The organism is Serratia sp. CY43202 (assembly GCF_052168755.1).
Taxonomy (GTDB): domain Bacteria; phylum Pseudomonadota; class Gammaproteobacteria; order Enterobacterales; family Enterobacteriaceae; genus Serratia; species Serratia bockelmannii.
This window is the reverse complement of the sequence record NZ_JBJNMB010000003.1, coordinates 516,346-531,897: the sequence shown is the minus strand read 5'-3', so window position 1 is coordinate 531,897 and position 15,552 is coordinate 516,346. Positions and strand designations below refer to the sequence as shown.

Genomic DNA, 15,552 nt, shown 5'->3' with positions numbered 1-15,552 from the left:
GAGTTGAAGGGAAATACCAATGGCAGCTAAAGACGTAAAATTCGGCAATGACGCTCGCGTGAAAATGCTCCGCGGCGTGAATGTTCTCGCTGATGCAGTAAAAGTGACCCTGGGCCCGAAAGGCCGCAACGTAGTGCTGGATAAATCTTTCGGCGCACCGACCATCACCAAAGACGGCGTTTCCGTTGCGCGTGAAATCGAACTGGAAGACAAGTTCGAGAACATGGGCGCACAGATGGTGAAAGAAGTGGCCTCCAAAGCGAACGACGCGGCGGGCGACGGCACCACCACTGCAACCGTACTGGCTCAATCCATCATCACCGAAGGCCTGAAAGCGGTTGCTGCAGGCATGAACCCGATGGATCTGAAGCGCGGCATCGACAAAGCGGTTGTCGCTGCGGTTGAAGAACTGAAAAAACTGTCCGTACCTTGCTCCGATTCCAAAGCTATCGCTCAGGTCGGCACCATCTCCGCCAACTCCGACGAAACCGTGGGTAAACTGATCGCGGAAGCGATGGAGAAAGTGGGCAAAGAAGGCGTTATCACCGTTGAAGAAGGCACCGGCCTGCAAGACGAGCTGGACGTGGTTGAAGGTATGCAGTTCGACCGCGGTTACCTGTCCCCATACTTCATCAACAAGCCGGAAACCGGTTCTGTTGAGCTGGAAAGCCCGTTCATCCTGCTGGCTGACAAGAAGATCTCCAACATCCGCGAAATGCTGCCGGTGCTGGAAGCCGTTGCCAAAGCAGGCAAACCGCTGCTGATCATCGCTGAAGACGTAGAAGGCGAAGCGCTGGCGACTCTGGTGGTCAACACCATGCGCGGCATCGTGAAAGTGGCTGCCGTTAAGGCGCCTGGCTTCGGCGACCGTCGTAAAGCCATGCTGCAGGACATCGCTACCCTGACTGCCGGTACCGTTATCTCTGAAGAGATCGGTCTGGAACTGGAAAAAGCCACCCTGGAAGATCTGGGTCAGGCGAAACGCGTTGTCATCAACAAAGACACCACCATCATCATCGATGGCGTGGGCGACGAAGCGACCATCCAGGGCCGCGTTGCTCAAATTCGTCAGCAGATCGAAGAAGCGACCTCTGACTACGATCGTGAAAAACTGCAGGAGCGCGTAGCGAAACTGGCCGGCGGCGTTGCCGTTATCAAGGTTGGCGCAGCCACTGAAGTTGAAATGAAAGAGAAGAAAGCCCGCGTTGAAGACGCCCTGCACGCAACCCGCGCCGCAGTGGAAGAAGGCGTGGTTGCCGGCGGCGGCGTCGCGCTGATCCGCGTTGCAGGCAAAATCGCCTCGCTGAAAGGCGACAACGAAGACCAGAACGTGGGTATCAAAGTTGCGCTGCGCGCAATGGAAGCCCCTCTGCGTCAGATCGTGGTCAACGCCGGTGAAGAAGCTTCCGTTATCGCCAACCAGGTGAAAGCGGGCGAAGGCAGCTACGGCTACAACGCTTACTCTGAAGAATACGGCGACATGATCGCGATGGGTATCCTGGATCCAACCAAAGTGACCCGTTCTGCTCTGCAGTACGCGGCTTCCGTGGCTGGCCTGATGATCACCACCGAATGCATGGTCACCGACCTGCCGAAGGCTGACGCACCGGATCTGGGCGCAGCAGGCGGCATGGGTGGCATGGGCGGCATGGGCGGCATGATGTAATCATCCCCCACACGCTTGTGTGCTGAGAACCCCGGTCAACTGACCGGGGTTTTTTTTAGCTTAAAAATCAATTAAAAGGATGTTTTGTTAGCTTGTTATTAGTTTGGTGAATGAATAATTGCATTATTTTGTTTTTACCCTAAACCGTTGTCGTTTCGTACCGATATAGCCCCTACCAGGCGGGGAATTTCCCCTCGCCGGTGTGACTGTCAACGGAGACGACTTATGCTGAAAAATATGAAAATAGCCACCTGGCTGATGATGATGCTGTTGCTGCTGGGCTTGATGCCCATGGGAACCGGCGCCATTGCCTTCTATTTCATGCAGCAAAACGGCCACAGTATCGACAGGATGAGCACCTTCTCCGACGAGGAAGCGGCGCTGAACCGCAGTTGGCGTGCTTTGCTGCAAACGCAGACGCTGATCGACAACATGGCGTTCGAGCGCTGGGCGCAGACCAGCAGAGCCGATATTCAGCAGGGTATCGATGAGGCGCGAGGTGAGCTGCGCAGCGCCGACGTCGCGTTCAACCTGTTTTGGGAGACGCCGGGCCTGACGGTATCGCGCCCGGATCTGGGCGAGGCGATGAAAAAGGTTTACCTGGCGCAGCAGGCGGTGCTGAAGCAAGAACTGACGCTGTTGGCCGACACGCCACAGACGGCGCTGATCGAGCGGCTGCACGCCATGGCGGCAGAGAAGCGCCAGGTGCGCCAGCGGTTGGATAACCAGTTTGCCGACTACATGCGGGCCACGGTGGCCGCCCACCGTCTGGCAGTGGAAGAGGCGGAGCAGACCCAAAAAGTCTTCGCCCGCCTGCTGAGTGGCACCCTGGCGGCGATCCTGCTGCTGCTGGTCGCCGTGCAGCGTGATTTCCGCCGGCGCTTGATTCTGCCGCTGCGCCAGATCGCCGAACACTTGCAAAAGGTTGGGCGCGGCGATCTACGCAGCGAGATCGCGGTACGCAACAACGATGAGATCGGCATGTTGTTCGCCAGCCTACGGACGATGCAGCAGGAGCTGAGTGCGACCGTGCAGCAGGTGCGTGACGGCGTGGAGTCGATCAACCACGGTACGCACGAGATCGCCGTCGGCAACGCCGATCTCTCCAGCCGCACCGAAGAACAAGCCAGCGCGCTGACGGAAACCGCCGCCAGCATGGAGCAGATTACCGCCACGGTGCGGCAAAACGCCGATAACGCCACTCAGGCCGCCGGCATGGTCAATCAGACCGCTGCCATTGCCCGCAACGGCGAAACGCTGATGGCCAGCGCGGTCGACAAGATGCGGGCGATCAACGACAGTGCGCGTCAGGTGGGGGATATTACCAGCGTGATCGACGGCATCGCCTTCCAGACCAACATTCTGGCGCTGAACGCCGCCGTCGAGGCCGCACGTGCCGGGGAGCAGGGGCGGGGTTTTGCGGTGGTAGCCGGCGAAGTGCGCAATCTGGCGCAGCGCTGCGCGACTTCGGCCAAGGAGATCAGCGGTCTGGTCGACGGCGTAACCGGCGATATCGCCGCCGGCGTGCGGCTGGTGGAACAGGCGGGCGAGACGATGAATGCCATCGTCGGCTCGGTGAACCAGGTGACGTCGCTGATGGATAACATCTCCTATGCGTCGGAAGAGCAAAGCAAAGGCGTCGAGCAGGTCGGGGTGGCGGTGACCCAGATGGATCAGGTGACCCAGCAGAACGCCGCGCTGGTGGAGGAGGTGGCGACCACCGCCGTCGGCGTGGAGGAACAGGCGGCCCTGCTGGCGCAGGCGGTGGCGGTATTCAAACTGGCGGAGGGGGAATCGCGCCAGGGCGACGTGGAGGCGCAGGCATCGGCGACCGTTGCCGGTTGGGTATAACGCCGCCGCACTGTATTTGATGATATTTTTGCCGCCCGGGGCGATTTAGCTGGTAAACTGGTAAGTCATCAGCTGTCGCTCAAGACGTTGGCCCGCTCGCGCGGCAACGGATGCTTAAGAGATGGCATCGCTTTCTGATATACCCTATGAATTTCAAGTTGTAGCTAGGCGGCCAGCTCGTGAGTCCCCAGGCGCTTACTTGAGTAAGTAACTGGGGTGAGCGAGTGCAGTCAACAACGCTACAGCTTGAAAGGCGACGGGTAGAAGATTTTGCGTAATTCTCAACATCGAATGGGGAACAAGATGCGGATTAAAGCCTTACTGGGTCTTTCGGCAGCGATGCTGCTGGCGGGTTGCAGCACCACTCATGAACTGACCGCTGCGGGTCAGCAGATCAAGTTCACCGACAGCAAGCCGGCGGCGGAATGCCAGCTGCTGGGGGAAGTGACCGGCACCCAGAGCAACTGGCTGTCCGGCAACGGCGGTGAAGGCAGCTCCATGCGCGGTGCGGCCAACGATCTGCGCAACAAGGCGGCGGCGATGGGCGGCAACGTCATTTACGGCGCCAACAGCCCAAGCCAGAACCTGCTCTCCAGCTTCGCGCCGCTGGACAGCAAAATGGTCGGCCAGGTTTACAAGTGCCCGTAAGGCGCTGAGGCCAAACGCCGCACAGAGATAAAAAAAGAGGAATGCCACGGCATTCCTCTTTTCGTTTCGTCGAGCCCTGTGGCGCGTGTCACTCCTGCATCAGGCGCAGGTCGATCGGCGTTTTGCTCGGTTCGCCGCCCACTTCACGCGTCAGGCGCGGCACCAGATAACCGGACACCTTGCTCAGCAGCGCCTGCATGATGGCGCGCGCTTCATCGTCGCTGACCATGAAGTGCGCTGCGCCCTGCACCTTGTCCAGCACGTGGATGTAGTAAGGCAGGATACCGGCGTCGAACAGCGCGTTGCTGAGCGCCGCCAGCGTGTCGGCATCGTCGTTGACGTCGCGCAGCAGCACGCTCTGGTTGAGCAGCGTGACGCCGGCGAGGCGCAGCTGCGCCATGGCGCTTTGCAGGTCGCGGTCAATTTCGTTGGCGTGGTTGATGTGCGTGACCATCAGCACCTGCAGGCGCGAGGCCGACAGCAGGCGGCACAACGCCGGCGTGATGCGCGCCGGGATCACCACCGGCAAACGGGTGTGAATGCGCAGGCGTTTCAGGTGCGGGATGGCCTCCAGTTCGCCAACCAGCCATTCCAGCTCGCTGTCTTTGGCCATCAGCGGATCGCCGCCGGAAAAAATGATCTCGTCCAGTTCCGGGTGTTGGCGGATATAATCCAGTGCCTGCCGCCAGTTGTTCTTATTGCCCTGATTATCCTGATAGGGGAAGTGGCGACGGAAGCAGTAACGGCAGTTGACCGCACAGCCGCCCTTGACCAGCAGCAGTGCGCGATTGCGGTATTTGTGCAGCAGGCCCGGCACCACGCTGCGCTGCTCATCGAGCGGATCGGTGGTGAACCCTGGGGCGTTGATGAACTCCTCTCTGGCGGTCAGCACCTGGCGCAGCAGCGGGTCGTTGGCATCGCCGGGGCGCATGCGCGCAGCGAAGGCGCGCGGCACGCGCAGGGCAAACAGCCGGCGGGCATCGCGCCCCTGCGGCAGTTCCGGGTGCGTATTCAGTGACAAAAGCTGCAGTAATTCATCGGGATCGGTAATAACATCGGCGAGTTGATGCAACCAATCTTCTCTATGTGCCGTACTTTGGGTTATAATGTGTGCCATTTTTTTGGCTAAGCTACCAGTTCAAATATTCAGAGGGCCATCATGGCGACTTATTCTAGCAACGATTTCCGTCCGGGTCTTAAAATCATGTTCGAGGGCGAACCTTACGCCGTCGAAGCCAGTGAGTTCGTTAAGCCGGGCAAAGGCCAGGCGTTCGCGCGCGTGAAAATGCGCCGTCTGCTGACCGGCACCCGCGTGGAAAAAACCTTCAAGTCTACCGATTCTTGCGAAGGCGCAGACGTGATGGACACCAACATGAACTACCTGTACAGCGACGGTGAGTTCTACCACTTCATGCACCCTGAGTCTTTCGAACAGCATCAGGTTGACGGCAAAACCGTCGGCGACGCGGCCAAATGGCTGCAGGATAACGCAGAGTGCATCATCACCCTGTGGGATGGCCGTCCAATCGCCGTTCAGCCGCCGAACTTCATCGAAGCGGAAATCACCGATACCGATCCTGGCCTGAAAGGCGATACCGCAGGGACTGGCGGCAAGCCGGCAACCCTGAGCACCGGCGCCGTGGTGAAAGTGCCGTTGTTCGTCCAGATCGGCGAAGTGATCAAGGTTGACACTCGCTCTGGCGAATACGTCTCTCGCGTTAAATAAGTTTCAAAACAGAGGAACCCACGCGGTTCCTCTGTTTTATCCTATCCCCGTTCGTTGGCAGAAAATCCGCATGTTCAAGAAAACGTTGTTGGCCGTGCTCTCCCTGTTGTTCCTTTTCTCCCTCAGCAGTTGCAATACGTTTCGCGGTTTCGGCGAAGACGTTCAGCATCTCGGCGGCGCCATCTCCCGCACGGCCAGCTGATCCCGCCTTTAACCCGATGTATTTGCGCCACAAAGCCGGTCACGATCCCACACCCTCCGTCAATTTTGACTACGCTTAGAAAGCCGTACTTTTTCATCAACGACAAATAAGGACTTTCTTATGCTGAAGAAAAGTATTATCGCGATCTTCTCTTTGATGATTTTGAGCTCGCTGACCGCCTGCAATACCACCCGCGGTGTGGGTGAAGACATTCAGGCCGGCGGCAAGGCTATTCAGCGCAGCGCGGAATAATCCGCATTCCACCCGGCGGCGTTCCGGCTGCGGAGAGCCGCCACATTTCTATCCCTTGCCTGAGCGTTAACGCTGCTGCTATCCTGCCGCAGTGCGGGTGAGGTTACCCGTCATGCATCACCTCGCTAAACGGGACGACCCGTTTACGCGTCATTTTTTCGGGGACGACCCCAGTGGTAGGGAGGCCGTCTCATGGCCTGGATTATTCTGCTTATCGCCGGTTTGCTCGAAGTGGTTTGGGCTATCGGTCTGAAATACACCCACGGTTTTACCCGGCTGACGCCGAGCATCATCACCATCGCCGCGATGGTGGTCAGCATGTTGCTGTTGGCCAACGCCATGAAAACGCTGCCCGCCGGCACCGCCTATGCGGTGTGGACCGGCATCGGCGCGGTGGGCGCGGCCATCATGGGCATGGTGCTGTTGGGCGAATCGACCAATATCGCGCGCATCATCAGCCTGTGCCTGATCGTGGTCGGCATACTCGGGCTGAAGTTCAGCAGTCACTGATCGGCGGACTGTTGCACCCAGATCAGCTTGTCGGTGGCGAAACCGTAGCCTTTGGCCGTCTGCAATAAGCTGTCGCGTACGCTGGCGTCAAGCGTCGGCGTGCGCGACAGGATCCACAAATAGTCGCGGTTAGGGCCGCAAACCAGCGCGTAGCGATACGCCGGGTCCAGGGCAATCACGTTATAGCCGCCGTAGAAGGGGCCGAAGAACGACACTTTCAGCGCCGCGACCTGCGGTGAACCGATAAAGTAGGCTTTGCCTTCGCTTTCTTGCCATTGCTGTTTTTGCGGATTGAAGCCGCGATTGATGACGTTCAGCCCGCCGTCGGCGCGCGGGCTGTAATGGGCGGTCACCTGCTGCAAACCGCGTTCAAAACGATGATCCAGACGAGCGATCTCATACCAGGTACCGAGATAGCGCTGGCTGTCAAAGGGGGTCACGACCTTGATGTCTTTAGGCGGGGAGACGCTGCAGGCGACGGAGAGCAGGGCGGAAAGCATGACGCTAAGCTTTGACCATAAACGCATCGGTGACTCCTGTTTACCGGGGGCGAGTAGACAGTGTAGCCGATGAGAAAAGGGCGGCCAACGGGCGTTGGCCACCCGAGCGGTTTACAGAGTGACGACGCCGATGACGGTGACGACGCTGAGGATTGCCGCCAGACCGTAGAACACCCACTTGCCGGCCGGCACGTGGATCTTCAGATCGTGCATCGCATGGTGGATGCGGTGCAGGCCGCACCACAGCGGCAGAATGATCATCAGCAGCAGGAACAGGCGGCCGATCAGGCTCTGGCAGAACGCCAGCACGCGCTCGTAACCCAGCGCTTCACCGGGGAACAGCCCCAGCGGCAGCAGAATGCCGACCAGCAGCACGATAGCCGGCGCGACGATCGCGCCCCACATGCCGCCGGCGCCGAACAATCCCCAGAAAACCGGCTCATCGGAGCGTTTAGGTGCTTGATTTATCATGTTTCCTCCGGATTAGAACAGGGCCACGGCCAGGATGACCACGCTGACGACGATCGTGACGGCCCACAGCCCTTTCACGATGGGGCCCGGTCCCATTTTCTCGCTGTTGACCACAATATTGGCGGCCTTCGGCGCCAGATCGAACCAGGTTTTGGTGTGCAGCGCCGCCGCCAGCAATGCGACGACGTTGATTAACAGCACCAGCGGATTCTGCAAGAAACCGACGAAGCCGGCCCAGCTCTCGGCGCCGCCCTTCAGCGCGAACACGCCGTAGAGCAGCACGATGCTGAACCAGACCGCCAGCACCGAGGTGCCTTCGCGCAGCATGTAGAAACGGTAGAAGCCGAGCTTTTGCCACCAGGTGGGCGTCATGGTGCGCACATAGGGCTTACGTTGAGTTGTCATGGCAATTTTCTCCCTTATTGCGGCTTCAGCATGGCGATCATGAAGTCCTTGGCGCTCTCCACCTTGCCTTGCTGGATAGCGGCGGCGGGATCGACGTGTTTCGGACAGACTTCGGAGCAATAGCCGACGAAGGTGCAGCTCCAGACGCCGTTTTGGCCGTTGAGCTGCGGCATGCGCTGTTTCTTGCCGTGGTCGCGGTTGTCCAGGTTATAACGGTGCGCCAGCGTGATCGCCGCCGGGCCGATAAACTCGGGGTTGAGGCCGAACTGCGGGCATGCCGCGTAGCACAGGCCGCAGTTGATGCAGCCGGAGAACTGGTGGTATTTGGCCATCTGCGCCGGCGTCTGCACGTTTGGGCCATCCTCCGGTTTGCGATCGTTGCCGATGATGTACGGTTTGATCGCCTCCAGGCTTTCGATGAAGTGGGTCATGTCGACCACCAGATCGCGCTCGATCGGGAAGTTGCCCAGCGCTTCAATCTTCATGCCGCCGACGTAGTCGCGCAGGAAGGTTTTGCACGCCAACTTCGGCACGCGGTTGACCATCATGCCGCAGGAGCCGCAGATCGCCATGCGGCAAGACCAGCGGTAGGAGAGGTCCGGCGCCAGGTTATCCTTGATGTAGCCCAGTGCATCGAGCAACGAGGTCTGTTCGTCGTAAGGCACGGCGTAAGTGACGAAATGCGGCTCGGCGTCGCTTTCCGGGTTATAGCGCATGACGTCGATCTTCAGGGTTTGCATCTCAGCCATTTGCCTGCTCCTTATTCTTTTTCTCCTGCGCTTCGGCTTCTGCGCCGTAGACGCGTTTGGCCGGCGGCAGCTTGGTGATTTTCACGTCGCTGTATTCGAGACGCGGCGCGCCCTGCGGGTTATGGAACGCCAGCGTATGCTTGAGGAAGTTGACGTCGTCACGCTCGGTGCAGCCTTCGTCCAGGCGCTGGTGGGCGCCGCGCGACTCTTTGCGGTTAAACGCGGAGTGCGCCATGCATTCGGCGACGTCCAGGCCATAGCCCAGCTCGATGGTGTACAGCAGATCGGTATTGAAGACGCTGGTGTTGTCGGTGATGTTGACGCGCTTGAAACGCTCTTTCAGCTCGGCCAGCTTATCGATGGTTTTTTGCATCAGCTCCGGCGTGCGGTAAATGCCGCAGCCTTCTTCCATCGACAGCCCCATTTCGTCGCGGATCTTCGCCCAGTTTTCGTTGCCTTCCTGCTTCATCAGGTTGCTCAGGCGGGTTTCGACGTCGCGGGTTTGCGCATCCAGCGCGCTGCCGTTGGCCGGCGCGGTCTCGAGCGCGCGGCGCGCGGCGTGTTCACCGGCGACGCGGCCGAACACCACCAGTTCCGCCAGCGAGTTGGAGCCGAGGCGGTTGGCGCCGTGCAGGCCGACGGAGGAGCACTCGCCGACCGCGAACAGCCCCTTGATGCGGGTTTCACAGTTCTGGTCGGTTTCAATGCCGCCCATGGTGTAGTGCGCGGTAGGGCGCACCGGGATCGGATCTTTCACCGGATCGACGCCGACGTAGGCCTTGGCCAGTTCGCAGATGAACGGCAGCCGCTCCAGCAGCTTTTTCTCGCCCAGGTGGCGCAGATCGAGGTAGACCACGTCGCCGCGTGGGGTGGCGATGGTGCGGCCGGCGCGCCATTCATGCCAGAAGGCCTGGGACACTTTATCGCGCGGGCCCAGCTCCATGTATTTGTTCTTCGGCTCGCCCAGCGGGGTTTCCGGACCCATGCCGTAGTCTTGCAGGTAACGGTAGCCGTCTTTGTTCACCAGGATGCCACCTTCGCCGCGACAGCCCTCGGTCATCAGGATGCCGGAACCGGGCAGGCCGGTCGGATGATACTGCACGAACTCCATGTCGCGCAGCGGTACGCCGTGGTGGAACGCCATGCCCATGCCGTCGCCGGTAACGATGCCCCCGTTGGTGTTGTAGCGATAAACGCGCCCGGCGCCGCCGGTGGCCATCACCACCGCGTTGGCGCGGATCTGCACGCGGGTGCCTTCCATCATGTTGAGCGCCACCAGGCCGCGCGCCTGGCCGTCATCCACCAGGATATCCAGCACGAAGTGCTCGTCGAAGCGTTGGATCTGCGGGTATTTCAGCGAGGTTTGGAACAGGGTGTGCAGCATGTGGAAGCCGGTCTTGTCGGCGGCGAACCAGGTGCGTTCGATCTTCATGCCGCCGAAGCGCCGCACGTTGACCGACCCGTCCGGTTTGCGGCTCCACGGGCAGCCCCATTGCTCAAGCTGGGTCATCTCGCGCGGGCACTGATGCACGAAGTGATCGACCACGTCCTGTTCGCACAGCCAGTCGCCGCCGGCGACGGTGTCGTGGAAATGGTAGTCGAAGGTATCGTGATCCTGGGTGACGGCGGCGGAGCCCCCCTCGGCGGCGACCGTGTGGCTGCGCATCGGGTAGACCTTAGAGATCAGCGCGATTTTCAGTTGGGGATTGGCTTCCGCTGCGGCTATTGCTGCACGTAAACCAGCGCCCCCGGCCCCAATAATGGCAAGATCGGCGTTAAAGGTTTGCACTGCATTCCTCCAATGTTCTTATTAAGAACGGCAAGTTAAATATCTATGCTTAAAATTTAGCGAACTCTTCGGGTGCTAACTAATTGAACCGATTAATGTTGCTTAAAGGTTAAGGATAGATATCTCCCACCAATAATGGGGAATTAACTATACCTAAAGTTAAGTAGTCGAAATTTGATGTGATCGATTGTTTTGTCGATTAACGCTCGACCAACAGGCTTGCCTGTTTTTTTGCGCGTTTGGCCTGCTTTACCCTTTTTAACGCGCTTTTGCCGCCCATTTATCGGAAATTGGCGTTATGGACGGTTGTGCATCGTGAAGAATTTGTTTGGCTGCAAGGATGCGAGTAGACTGCATCCCCTGTTTGATTTCGGAGTTAATTACCATGAGCGAAACGGCAAGCTGGCAGCCTAGTGCACCCATCGCCAATTTGTTGAAACGCGCAGCGATTCTGGCTGAGATCCGGCGTTTCTTCGCCGATCGTGGCGTGCTGGAAGTTGAGACGCCCACCATGAGCCAGGCGACGGTCACCGACGTTCACCTGTTCCCGTTCGAGACGCGTTTCGTCGGGCCGGGGGCGGCAGAGGGCCTGACGCTATACATGATGACCAGCCCGGAATATCACATGAAGCGCCTGTTGGCGGCGGGCAGCGGCCCGATCTACCAAATGGGGCGCAGCTTCCGCAATGAAGAAGCCGGGCGGCATCACAACCCGGAATTCACCATGCTGGAGTGGTACCGTCCGCACTACGACATGTACCGCCTGATGAACGAGGTGGACGATCTGCTGCAACAGGTGCTGGACTGCGAGAGCGCGGAGACCCTGTCCTATCAGCAGGCGTTCCTGCGCCATCTGGACATCGATCCGCTGTCGGCGGAGAAGGCGCAGCTGCGTGAAGCGGCAGCCAAACTCGATCTGAGCAACATCGCCGATACCGAAGAAGACCGTGATACGTTGTTGCAGCTGCTGTTCACCGTGGGCGTGGAGCCGCATATCGGCCGTGAAAAACCGGCGTTCGTGTACCACTTCCCGGCCAGCCAGGCGGCGCTGGCGGAGATCAGCACCGAAGACCACCGCGTGGCGGAGCGTTTCGAGGTGTATTTCAAGGGCATTGAGCTGGCGAACGGTTTCCGCGAGCTGACCGACGGCCGTGAACAACAGCAGCGCTTCGAGCAGGACAACCGCAAACGTGCGGAGCGCGGCCTGCCGCAGCAGCCGATCGACTACAACCTGTTGGCGGCGTTGCAGCACGGCATGCCTGAATGCTCCGGCGTGGCGCTGGGCGTGGATCGCCTGGTGATGCTGGCGCTGGGCGCCGAGAGCCTGAGCGAAGTATTAGCCTTCCCAGTCGGGATCGCCTGAGTTTCAGGCGGTAAGAAAAGCAAAAAAGGCCGGCATTTGCCGGCCCTTTTTTTATCGCGAGAAACGCTTACAGCCCCCCGGCGTCGCGCTTGGTGTTCGGCGCCGGCGTGGACGGCGGCGTACGGCCGTTGTTGGTCAACCGCGACAGCGTCTCGGTGCGCACCTGGAACGGCGGGTACGGCAGCGTGATGCCGTGCTCGCGGTAGCCCGCCAAGATCAACTGGTGGATCTCGTGACGCAGCGGCATACGGTGGCCCATCTCGGCGGCGTAAATACGCATCTCGAAGATCTGGATGCCCTGTTGCAGATCGACCAGGTAAACCTCCGGCGCCGGGTTATCCAGCACCAGCGAGCAGCGCTCGGCGGCGTTCATCAGGATCTTGGTCACTTCTTCGCTGTTGGCTTCGCCCGGCGCCGGTACGGTCAGCACCACACGGGTCAGGGTGTCGGACAGCGACCAGTTGACGAACTGTTCGGTGATGAAGGCTTTGTTCGGCACGATGATCTCTTTGCGGTCCCAGTCCGAGATGGTGGTGGCGCGGGTGTTGATCTTGGTGACGGTACCGGTCAGGTTGCGGATCGTCACGGTGTCGCCGATGCGGATCGGTTTCTCGAACAGGATGATCAGGCCGGAGATGAAGTTGGAGAAGATCTCCTGCATGCCGAAGCCCAACCCCAGACTGAGCGCGGTAACCACCCACTGCAGTTTCGACCATTCGATGCCGATCCAGGCGAAGCTGAGCACCGCGCCGAACACCAGCAACAGGTACTTGGTGATGGTGGTAATGGCGTAGCCGGTGCCCGGCGTCAGATCCAGGTGCTGCAGCACTGCCAACTCCAGCAGCGCCGGCAGGTTGCGCACCAGCTGCATGGTGATGATCAACACCAGAATGGCGATCAGAACCGCGCCGAGAGTGATTGGATGGGCGGTTTCCACGCCGTTCACCGTCGAGGTCACGTCCCACAGCGAGATGTTTTCCAGGAAGGCGAACGCGGAGTGGATCTCCGACCACAGCACGATCACCGACACCAGCGCGATCAGCGTCAGGATCGAGCGCACCAGCCGCAGCGACTGGGCGCTGATGGTGTCCAGATCGAAGTCCGAATCGTCCGGATCGATGGCGCCTTCAGTGCTGTTCGGGGTGTGCGAGGTTTCGTCTTCGCCGCGGGCGCGCTGGGCCAGGATGTCGGCGCGGCGCTGTTTGGCGCGATCGAAGGCGATGCGCCGCCGTTGGATCAGCATCCAGCGGCGGATGATGTGGTAGATGACCAGCAGCAGGAACCAGATCGCCACCGAGGTTTCCAGGCGCGCCAACAGCGCCTGCGCGGTGGTGAGGTAACCGACGGTCGAGGCCAGTGCCGCCAACAGCGGCGCCGACAGCAGCAGCCCCCAGAAGGCGCTGTTGAGCATGTTGTCGCCGGAGCCGTTTTTATCCAGATACAGCGGGATACCGGCGCGCTTCAGGCTGTGGGTGACCAGCGCCAGCGCCAGACACAGCAGGATGAAGCACAGCCGTCCCAGCGTGTTGGCGAACTCGCGTTCTTTCAGGCTATCGAAAGTGATCAGCGCCATGATCAGCGGCACGATCAGCCAGATCGACATCTTGTAGTAGCGCATGGCGCGCGAAACCTGCTTCGCCGGCCAGCGGAAGTGCACGATGAACAGCCCCTGAGGGTGGGCGAAGGCGGCGCAGATCATGCAGATCCACAGGATCGGCAGCGTGGCGGTCACCCCTTTGCCGATCGCTTCCGCCACCGGGTAGTTCCAGGCGCTCTGCAGGCCGTAACCGAGCGCGGCCCACAGCACTGGCAGCGGCATCGCCACCAGAATCGACCAGAATACGGTGCGCACCGTCAGGAAGAATTCGTCCTGCGTCACCTTGCCGACGCGGCTGCTGGCGCGCTCGAGGAAGGCGTGATAGTGCTTGCGCGAACTGATGCTGAAAATCACCAGCAGCAGGGCGCCGAAGATCGGGATCAGCGTTTCGCGGCTGGTCACCATCATCATGAAGGCGCCGCCGAGCTGCGACAGCGTGTCCAGCGACAGGACGCGGGTCAGATCGTGTGCCACGTTGAGCGGGTAGGAAAAGTTGATCGGATTAACGTCCGGCACCCAGAACAGATAGCGGTGGGTGGCGTCGCGGATCTCGTTCAACGCTTCGATCAGCTGGGTGTTGGCCACCTTCAGCTTGGTCAGCTCGAGGATTTGGGTGTCGCAACCGGACAGCAACGAGTTGAGCAGTTCGCGCTGGGTGCGCAGCTGAGCATCGACGATGCGCTGCTCCTGGTTGGTCAGCGCGCTGCCGTCGTCGCGTTTGAATTCGCGCTGCGACAGTTTTTCCAGTTGATTTTCAAACTGCAGGCGCTGCACGCGCAGCTGGGCCATGTCGCCGTCCAGCTGTTGCGGCTTGGGCATTTCCGGCAGCGTTGCCACCTGGGCGCGCAGGGTTTCCCCTAACGCCGACGACGAGCCGAGCCACTGGGCCTGCTCGATGATGGTGCTCAGCGCCTGGCGCACCTGCAGCGTCTGCGCCGCCGCCTGCCGCTGCTGCGATGAAATCAGATCCATGCGCTGCGCCTGGCTGTTCAGCGCGGCGGACAGTTCGCGGTTGATCTGCAGCTGTTGGCTGAGGCTTTTTGGCAAATCGCCGTTCTGCTCGGCCAGCTGCTCGGTTTTTTCCAGCGCCAGTTCCGCTTCGCGTTGGCGCTGGGCGTTGAGGTTGTTGCGCAGCGCCTGCAGCTGAATGTCTATTTTCTCGTGGCGCTTTTTATAGACCTCGGCGCGCATGCGCGCCAGCTCTTGACGGTTGTTGGCCGACAGCTGCGCCAGCTCCAGCTCGTCCACTTTGGCTTTGCGCGCCGCGGCTTCGGTCTGCAGCAGGGCCAGGGCGGCCTGCGCGTACGGGGTGGTCGGGTTGGCGGGCTGCGCCTGCAGACGGCGCTGCACTTCGGTCAGCGCGCGGCGGGCGTCGGTCTGCTGCTGCGGCAGCTGGCCGAGCGAATCGCTGATTTCCCGCGTGCGATCCTGCTCTTGCTGCAGCAGGCGCGCCTGTTCCAGCAGCAGGCTGCTGGTTTGCAGGATCTGCTGTTCCAGCTCGGCGGCCGGCAGATCGTCGCCGTTCGGCAGGATCTTGTTGCTTTCCAGCACCAGCTGACGGCGCAGCTCCTGCGTCATCTTAGGGAAATCGTCGATCACCCTCTGATACTGCTCGGAGCGAGTCTGCGACTCTTTACGCTCCGTCAGCCAGTTGAGGGCGCTTTGCAGCGCCTCGGTGGTTTCCGCCTGATTCGGCGCGTTTTTGCTGCTTTCCGCCTGCTTCAGCTCCTGTTTGAGCTGGTTCTCGGTCGGCACGGGGGCGGCCAGCGCCGGTTGCCACAGCAGGCAACCGAGCAAAAGCGTGATGATCAGGCGCACGGCGT

General features: G+C 60.4%; 15 protein-coding genes. 8 read left to right on the top strand and 7 right to left on the bottom strand.

Going from position 1 to position 15,552, the window contains the following annotated elements; translation table 11 throughout:
* Positions 1 to 19: 19 nt before the first annotated feature.
* From groL to ACJ8J5_RS08995, 3 genes are all read left to right on the top strand, one after another.
* Positions 20 to 1,666 (top strand): chaperonin GroEL, encoded by a 1,647-nt coding sequence (gene groL / locus ACJ8J5_RS09005; protein ID WP_025305005.1) that lies wholly within the window; start codon positions 20 to 22, stop codon positions 1,664 to 1,666.
* 225 nt (positions 1,667 to 1,891) lie between these two features.
* Positions 1,892 to 3,517, top strand: a complete 1,626-nt coding sequence (locus ACJ8J5_RS09000; RefSeq protein ID WP_334274107.1) for a methyl-accepting chemotaxis protein — start codon at positions 1,892 to 1,894, stop codon at positions 3,515 to 3,517.
* 303 nt (positions 3,518 to 3,820) lie between these two features.
* On the top strand, positions 3,821 to 4,165 hold the full coding sequence (locus ACJ8J5_RS08995; RefSeq protein ID WP_025305007.1) for a DUF4156 domain-containing protein: 345 nt from the start codon (positions 3,821 to 3,823) through the stop codon (positions 4,163 to 4,165).
* An 88-nt stretch (positions 4,166 to 4,253) separates the two neighbouring features.
* Here ACJ8J5_RS08995 and epmB read toward each other — a convergent pair whose 3' ends face one another.
* Positions 4,254 to 5,282 (bottom strand): EF-P beta-lysylation protein EpmB, encoded by a 1,029-nt coding sequence (gene epmB / locus ACJ8J5_RS08990; RefSeq protein ID WP_033636765.1) that lies wholly within the window; start codon positions 5,280 to 5,282, stop codon positions 4,254 to 4,256.
* Between the two features lie 42 nt (positions 5,283 to 5,324).
* Between epmB and efp the strand changes: the two genes are divergently transcribed.
* The 4 genes from efp (at position 5,325) to sugE (ending at position 6,855) form a co-directional block, all read left to right on the top strand.
* Complete coding sequence (gene efp, locus ACJ8J5_RS08985) at positions 5,325 to 5,891, top strand: elongation factor P (protein ID WP_004929666.1); 567 nt, start codon at positions 5,325 to 5,327, stop codon at positions 5,889 to 5,891.
* Positions 5,892 to 5,961: 70 nt separating this feature from the next.
* Positions 5,962 to 6,093, top strand: coding sequence for an entericidin A/B family lipoprotein (locus ACJ8J5_RS08980; protein WP_004929667.1), 132 nt, complete (start codon positions 5,962 to 5,964; stop codon positions 6,091 to 6,093).
* 120 nt (positions 6,094 to 6,213) lie between these two features.
* Positions 6,214 to 6,345, top strand: coding sequence for an entericidin A/B family lipoprotein (locus ACJ8J5_RS08975; RefSeq protein WP_004929668.1), 132 nt, complete (start codon positions 6,214 to 6,216; stop codon positions 6,343 to 6,345).
* 192 nt (positions 6,346 to 6,537) lie between these two features.
* The gene (sugE, locus tag ACJ8J5_RS08970) at positions 6,538 to 6,855 is read left to right on the top strand and encodes a quaternary ammonium compound efflux SMR transporter SugE (protein ID WP_004929669.1); all 318 of its coding nucleotides are present in this window, start codon (positions 6,538 to 6,540) and stop codon (positions 6,853 to 6,855) included.
* On the opposite strand, the gene blc is transcribed toward sugE, so the two are convergent.
* From blc to frdA, 5 genes are all read right to left on the bottom strand, one after another.
* Positions 6,849 to 7,382 carry an outer membrane lipoprotein Blc gene (gene blc, locus ACJ8J5_RS08965; protein WP_099817068.1) on the bottom strand — a complete coding sequence of 178 codons (534 nt, stop codon included), beginning with the start codon at positions 7,380 to 7,382 and terminating at the stop codon, positions 6,849 to 6,851. The genes sugE and blc overlap by 7 nt on opposite strands.
* Before the next feature lie 84 nt (positions 7,383 to 7,466).
* Positions 7,467 to 7,826 (bottom strand): fumarate reductase subunit FrdD, encoded by a 360-nt coding sequence (frdD, locus tag ACJ8J5_RS08960; protein WP_004929672.1) that lies wholly within the window; start codon positions 7,824 to 7,826, stop codon positions 7,467 to 7,469.
* Between the two features lie 12 nt (positions 7,827 to 7,838).
* Positions 7,839 to 8,231, bottom strand: a complete 393-nt coding sequence (gene frdC, locus ACJ8J5_RS08955) for a fumarate reductase subunit FrdC (protein ID WP_025305010.1) — start codon at positions 8,229 to 8,231, stop codon at positions 7,839 to 7,841.
* 14 nt (positions 8,232 to 8,245) lie between these two features.
* Positions 8,246 to 8,980, bottom strand: a complete 735-nt coding sequence (locus tag ACJ8J5_RS08950) for a succinate dehydrogenase/fumarate reductase iron-sulfur subunit (RefSeq protein WP_197769213.1) — start codon at positions 8,978 to 8,980, stop codon at positions 8,246 to 8,248.
* Positions 8,973 to 10,769 (bottom strand): fumarate reductase (quinol) flavoprotein subunit, encoded by a 1,797-nt coding sequence (gene frdA, locus ACJ8J5_RS08945; protein WP_167324740.1) that lies wholly within the window; start codon positions 10,767 to 10,769, stop codon positions 8,973 to 8,975. Before frdA ends, ACJ8J5_RS08950 begins: the two co-directional genes overlap by 8 nt.
* 385 nt (positions 10,770 to 11,154) lie before the next feature.
* Between frdA and epmA the strand changes: the two genes are divergently transcribed.
* The gene (gene epmA, locus ACJ8J5_RS08940) at positions 11,155 to 12,132 is read left to right on the top strand and encodes an elongation factor P--(R)-beta-lysine ligase (protein WP_025305012.1); all 978 of its coding nucleotides are present in this window, start codon (positions 11,155 to 11,157) and stop codon (positions 12,130 to 12,132) included.
* 67 nt (positions 12,133 to 12,199) lie between these two features.
* Here epmA and mscM read toward each other — a convergent pair whose 3' ends face one another.
* A complete protein-coding gene (mscM, locus tag ACJ8J5_RS08935; RefSeq protein ID WP_089181562.1) occupies positions 12,200 to 15,547 on the bottom strand; it encodes a miniconductance mechanosensitive channel MscM in 3,348 nt (1,115 codons plus the stop codon).
* Positions 15,548 to 15,552 lie beyond the last annotated feature (5 nt).

Bases quoted from the DNA above. Each gene is read 5' to 3' on its own strand.
- groL (WP_025305005.1), top strand. From the start codon at position 20: ATGGCAGCTAAAGACGTAAAATTCGGCAATGACGCTCGCGTGAAAATG.
- ACJ8J5_RS09000 (WP_334274107.1), top strand. From the start codon at position 1,892: ATGCTGAAAAATATGAAAATAGCCACCTGGCTGATGATGATGCTGTTG.
- ACJ8J5_RS08995 (WP_025305007.1), top strand. From the start codon at position 3,821: ATGCGGATTAAAGCCTTACTGGGTCTTTCGGCAGCGATGCTGCTGGCG.
- epmB (WP_033636765.1), bottom strand. From the start codon at position 5,282: ATGGCACACATTATAACCCAAAGTACGGCACATAGAGAAGATTGGTTG.
- efp (WP_004929666.1), top strand. From the start codon at position 5,325: ATGGCGACTTATTCTAGCAACGATTTCCGTCCGGGTCTTAAAATCATG.
- ACJ8J5_RS08980 (WP_004929667.1), top strand. From the start codon at position 5,962: ATGTTCAAGAAAACGTTGTTGGCCGTGCTCTCCCTGTTGTTCCTTTTC.
- ACJ8J5_RS08975 (WP_004929668.1), top strand. From the start codon at position 6,214: ATGCTGAAGAAAAGTATTATCGCGATCTTCTCTTTGATGATTTTGAGC.
- sugE (WP_004929669.1), top strand. From the start codon at position 6,538: ATGGCCTGGATTATTCTGCTTATCGCCGGTTTGCTCGAAGTGGTTTGG.
- blc (WP_099817068.1), bottom strand. From the start codon at position 7,382: ATGCGTTTATGGTCAAAGCTTAGCGTCATGCTTTCCGCCCTGCTCTCC.
- frdD (WP_004929672.1), bottom strand. From the start codon at position 7,826: ATGATAAATCAAGCACCTAAACGCTCCGATGAGCCGGTTTTCTGGGGA.
- frdC (WP_025305010.1), bottom strand. From the start codon at position 8,231: ATGACAACTCAACGTAAGCCCTATGTGCGCACCATGACGCCCACCTGG.
- ACJ8J5_RS08950 (WP_197769213.1), bottom strand. From the start codon at position 8,980: ATGGCTGAGATGCAAACCCTGAAGATCGACGTCATGCGCTATAACCCG.
- epmA (WP_025305012.1), top strand. From the start codon at position 11,155: ATGAGCGAAACGGCAAGCTGGCAGCCTAGTGCACCCATCGCCAATTTG.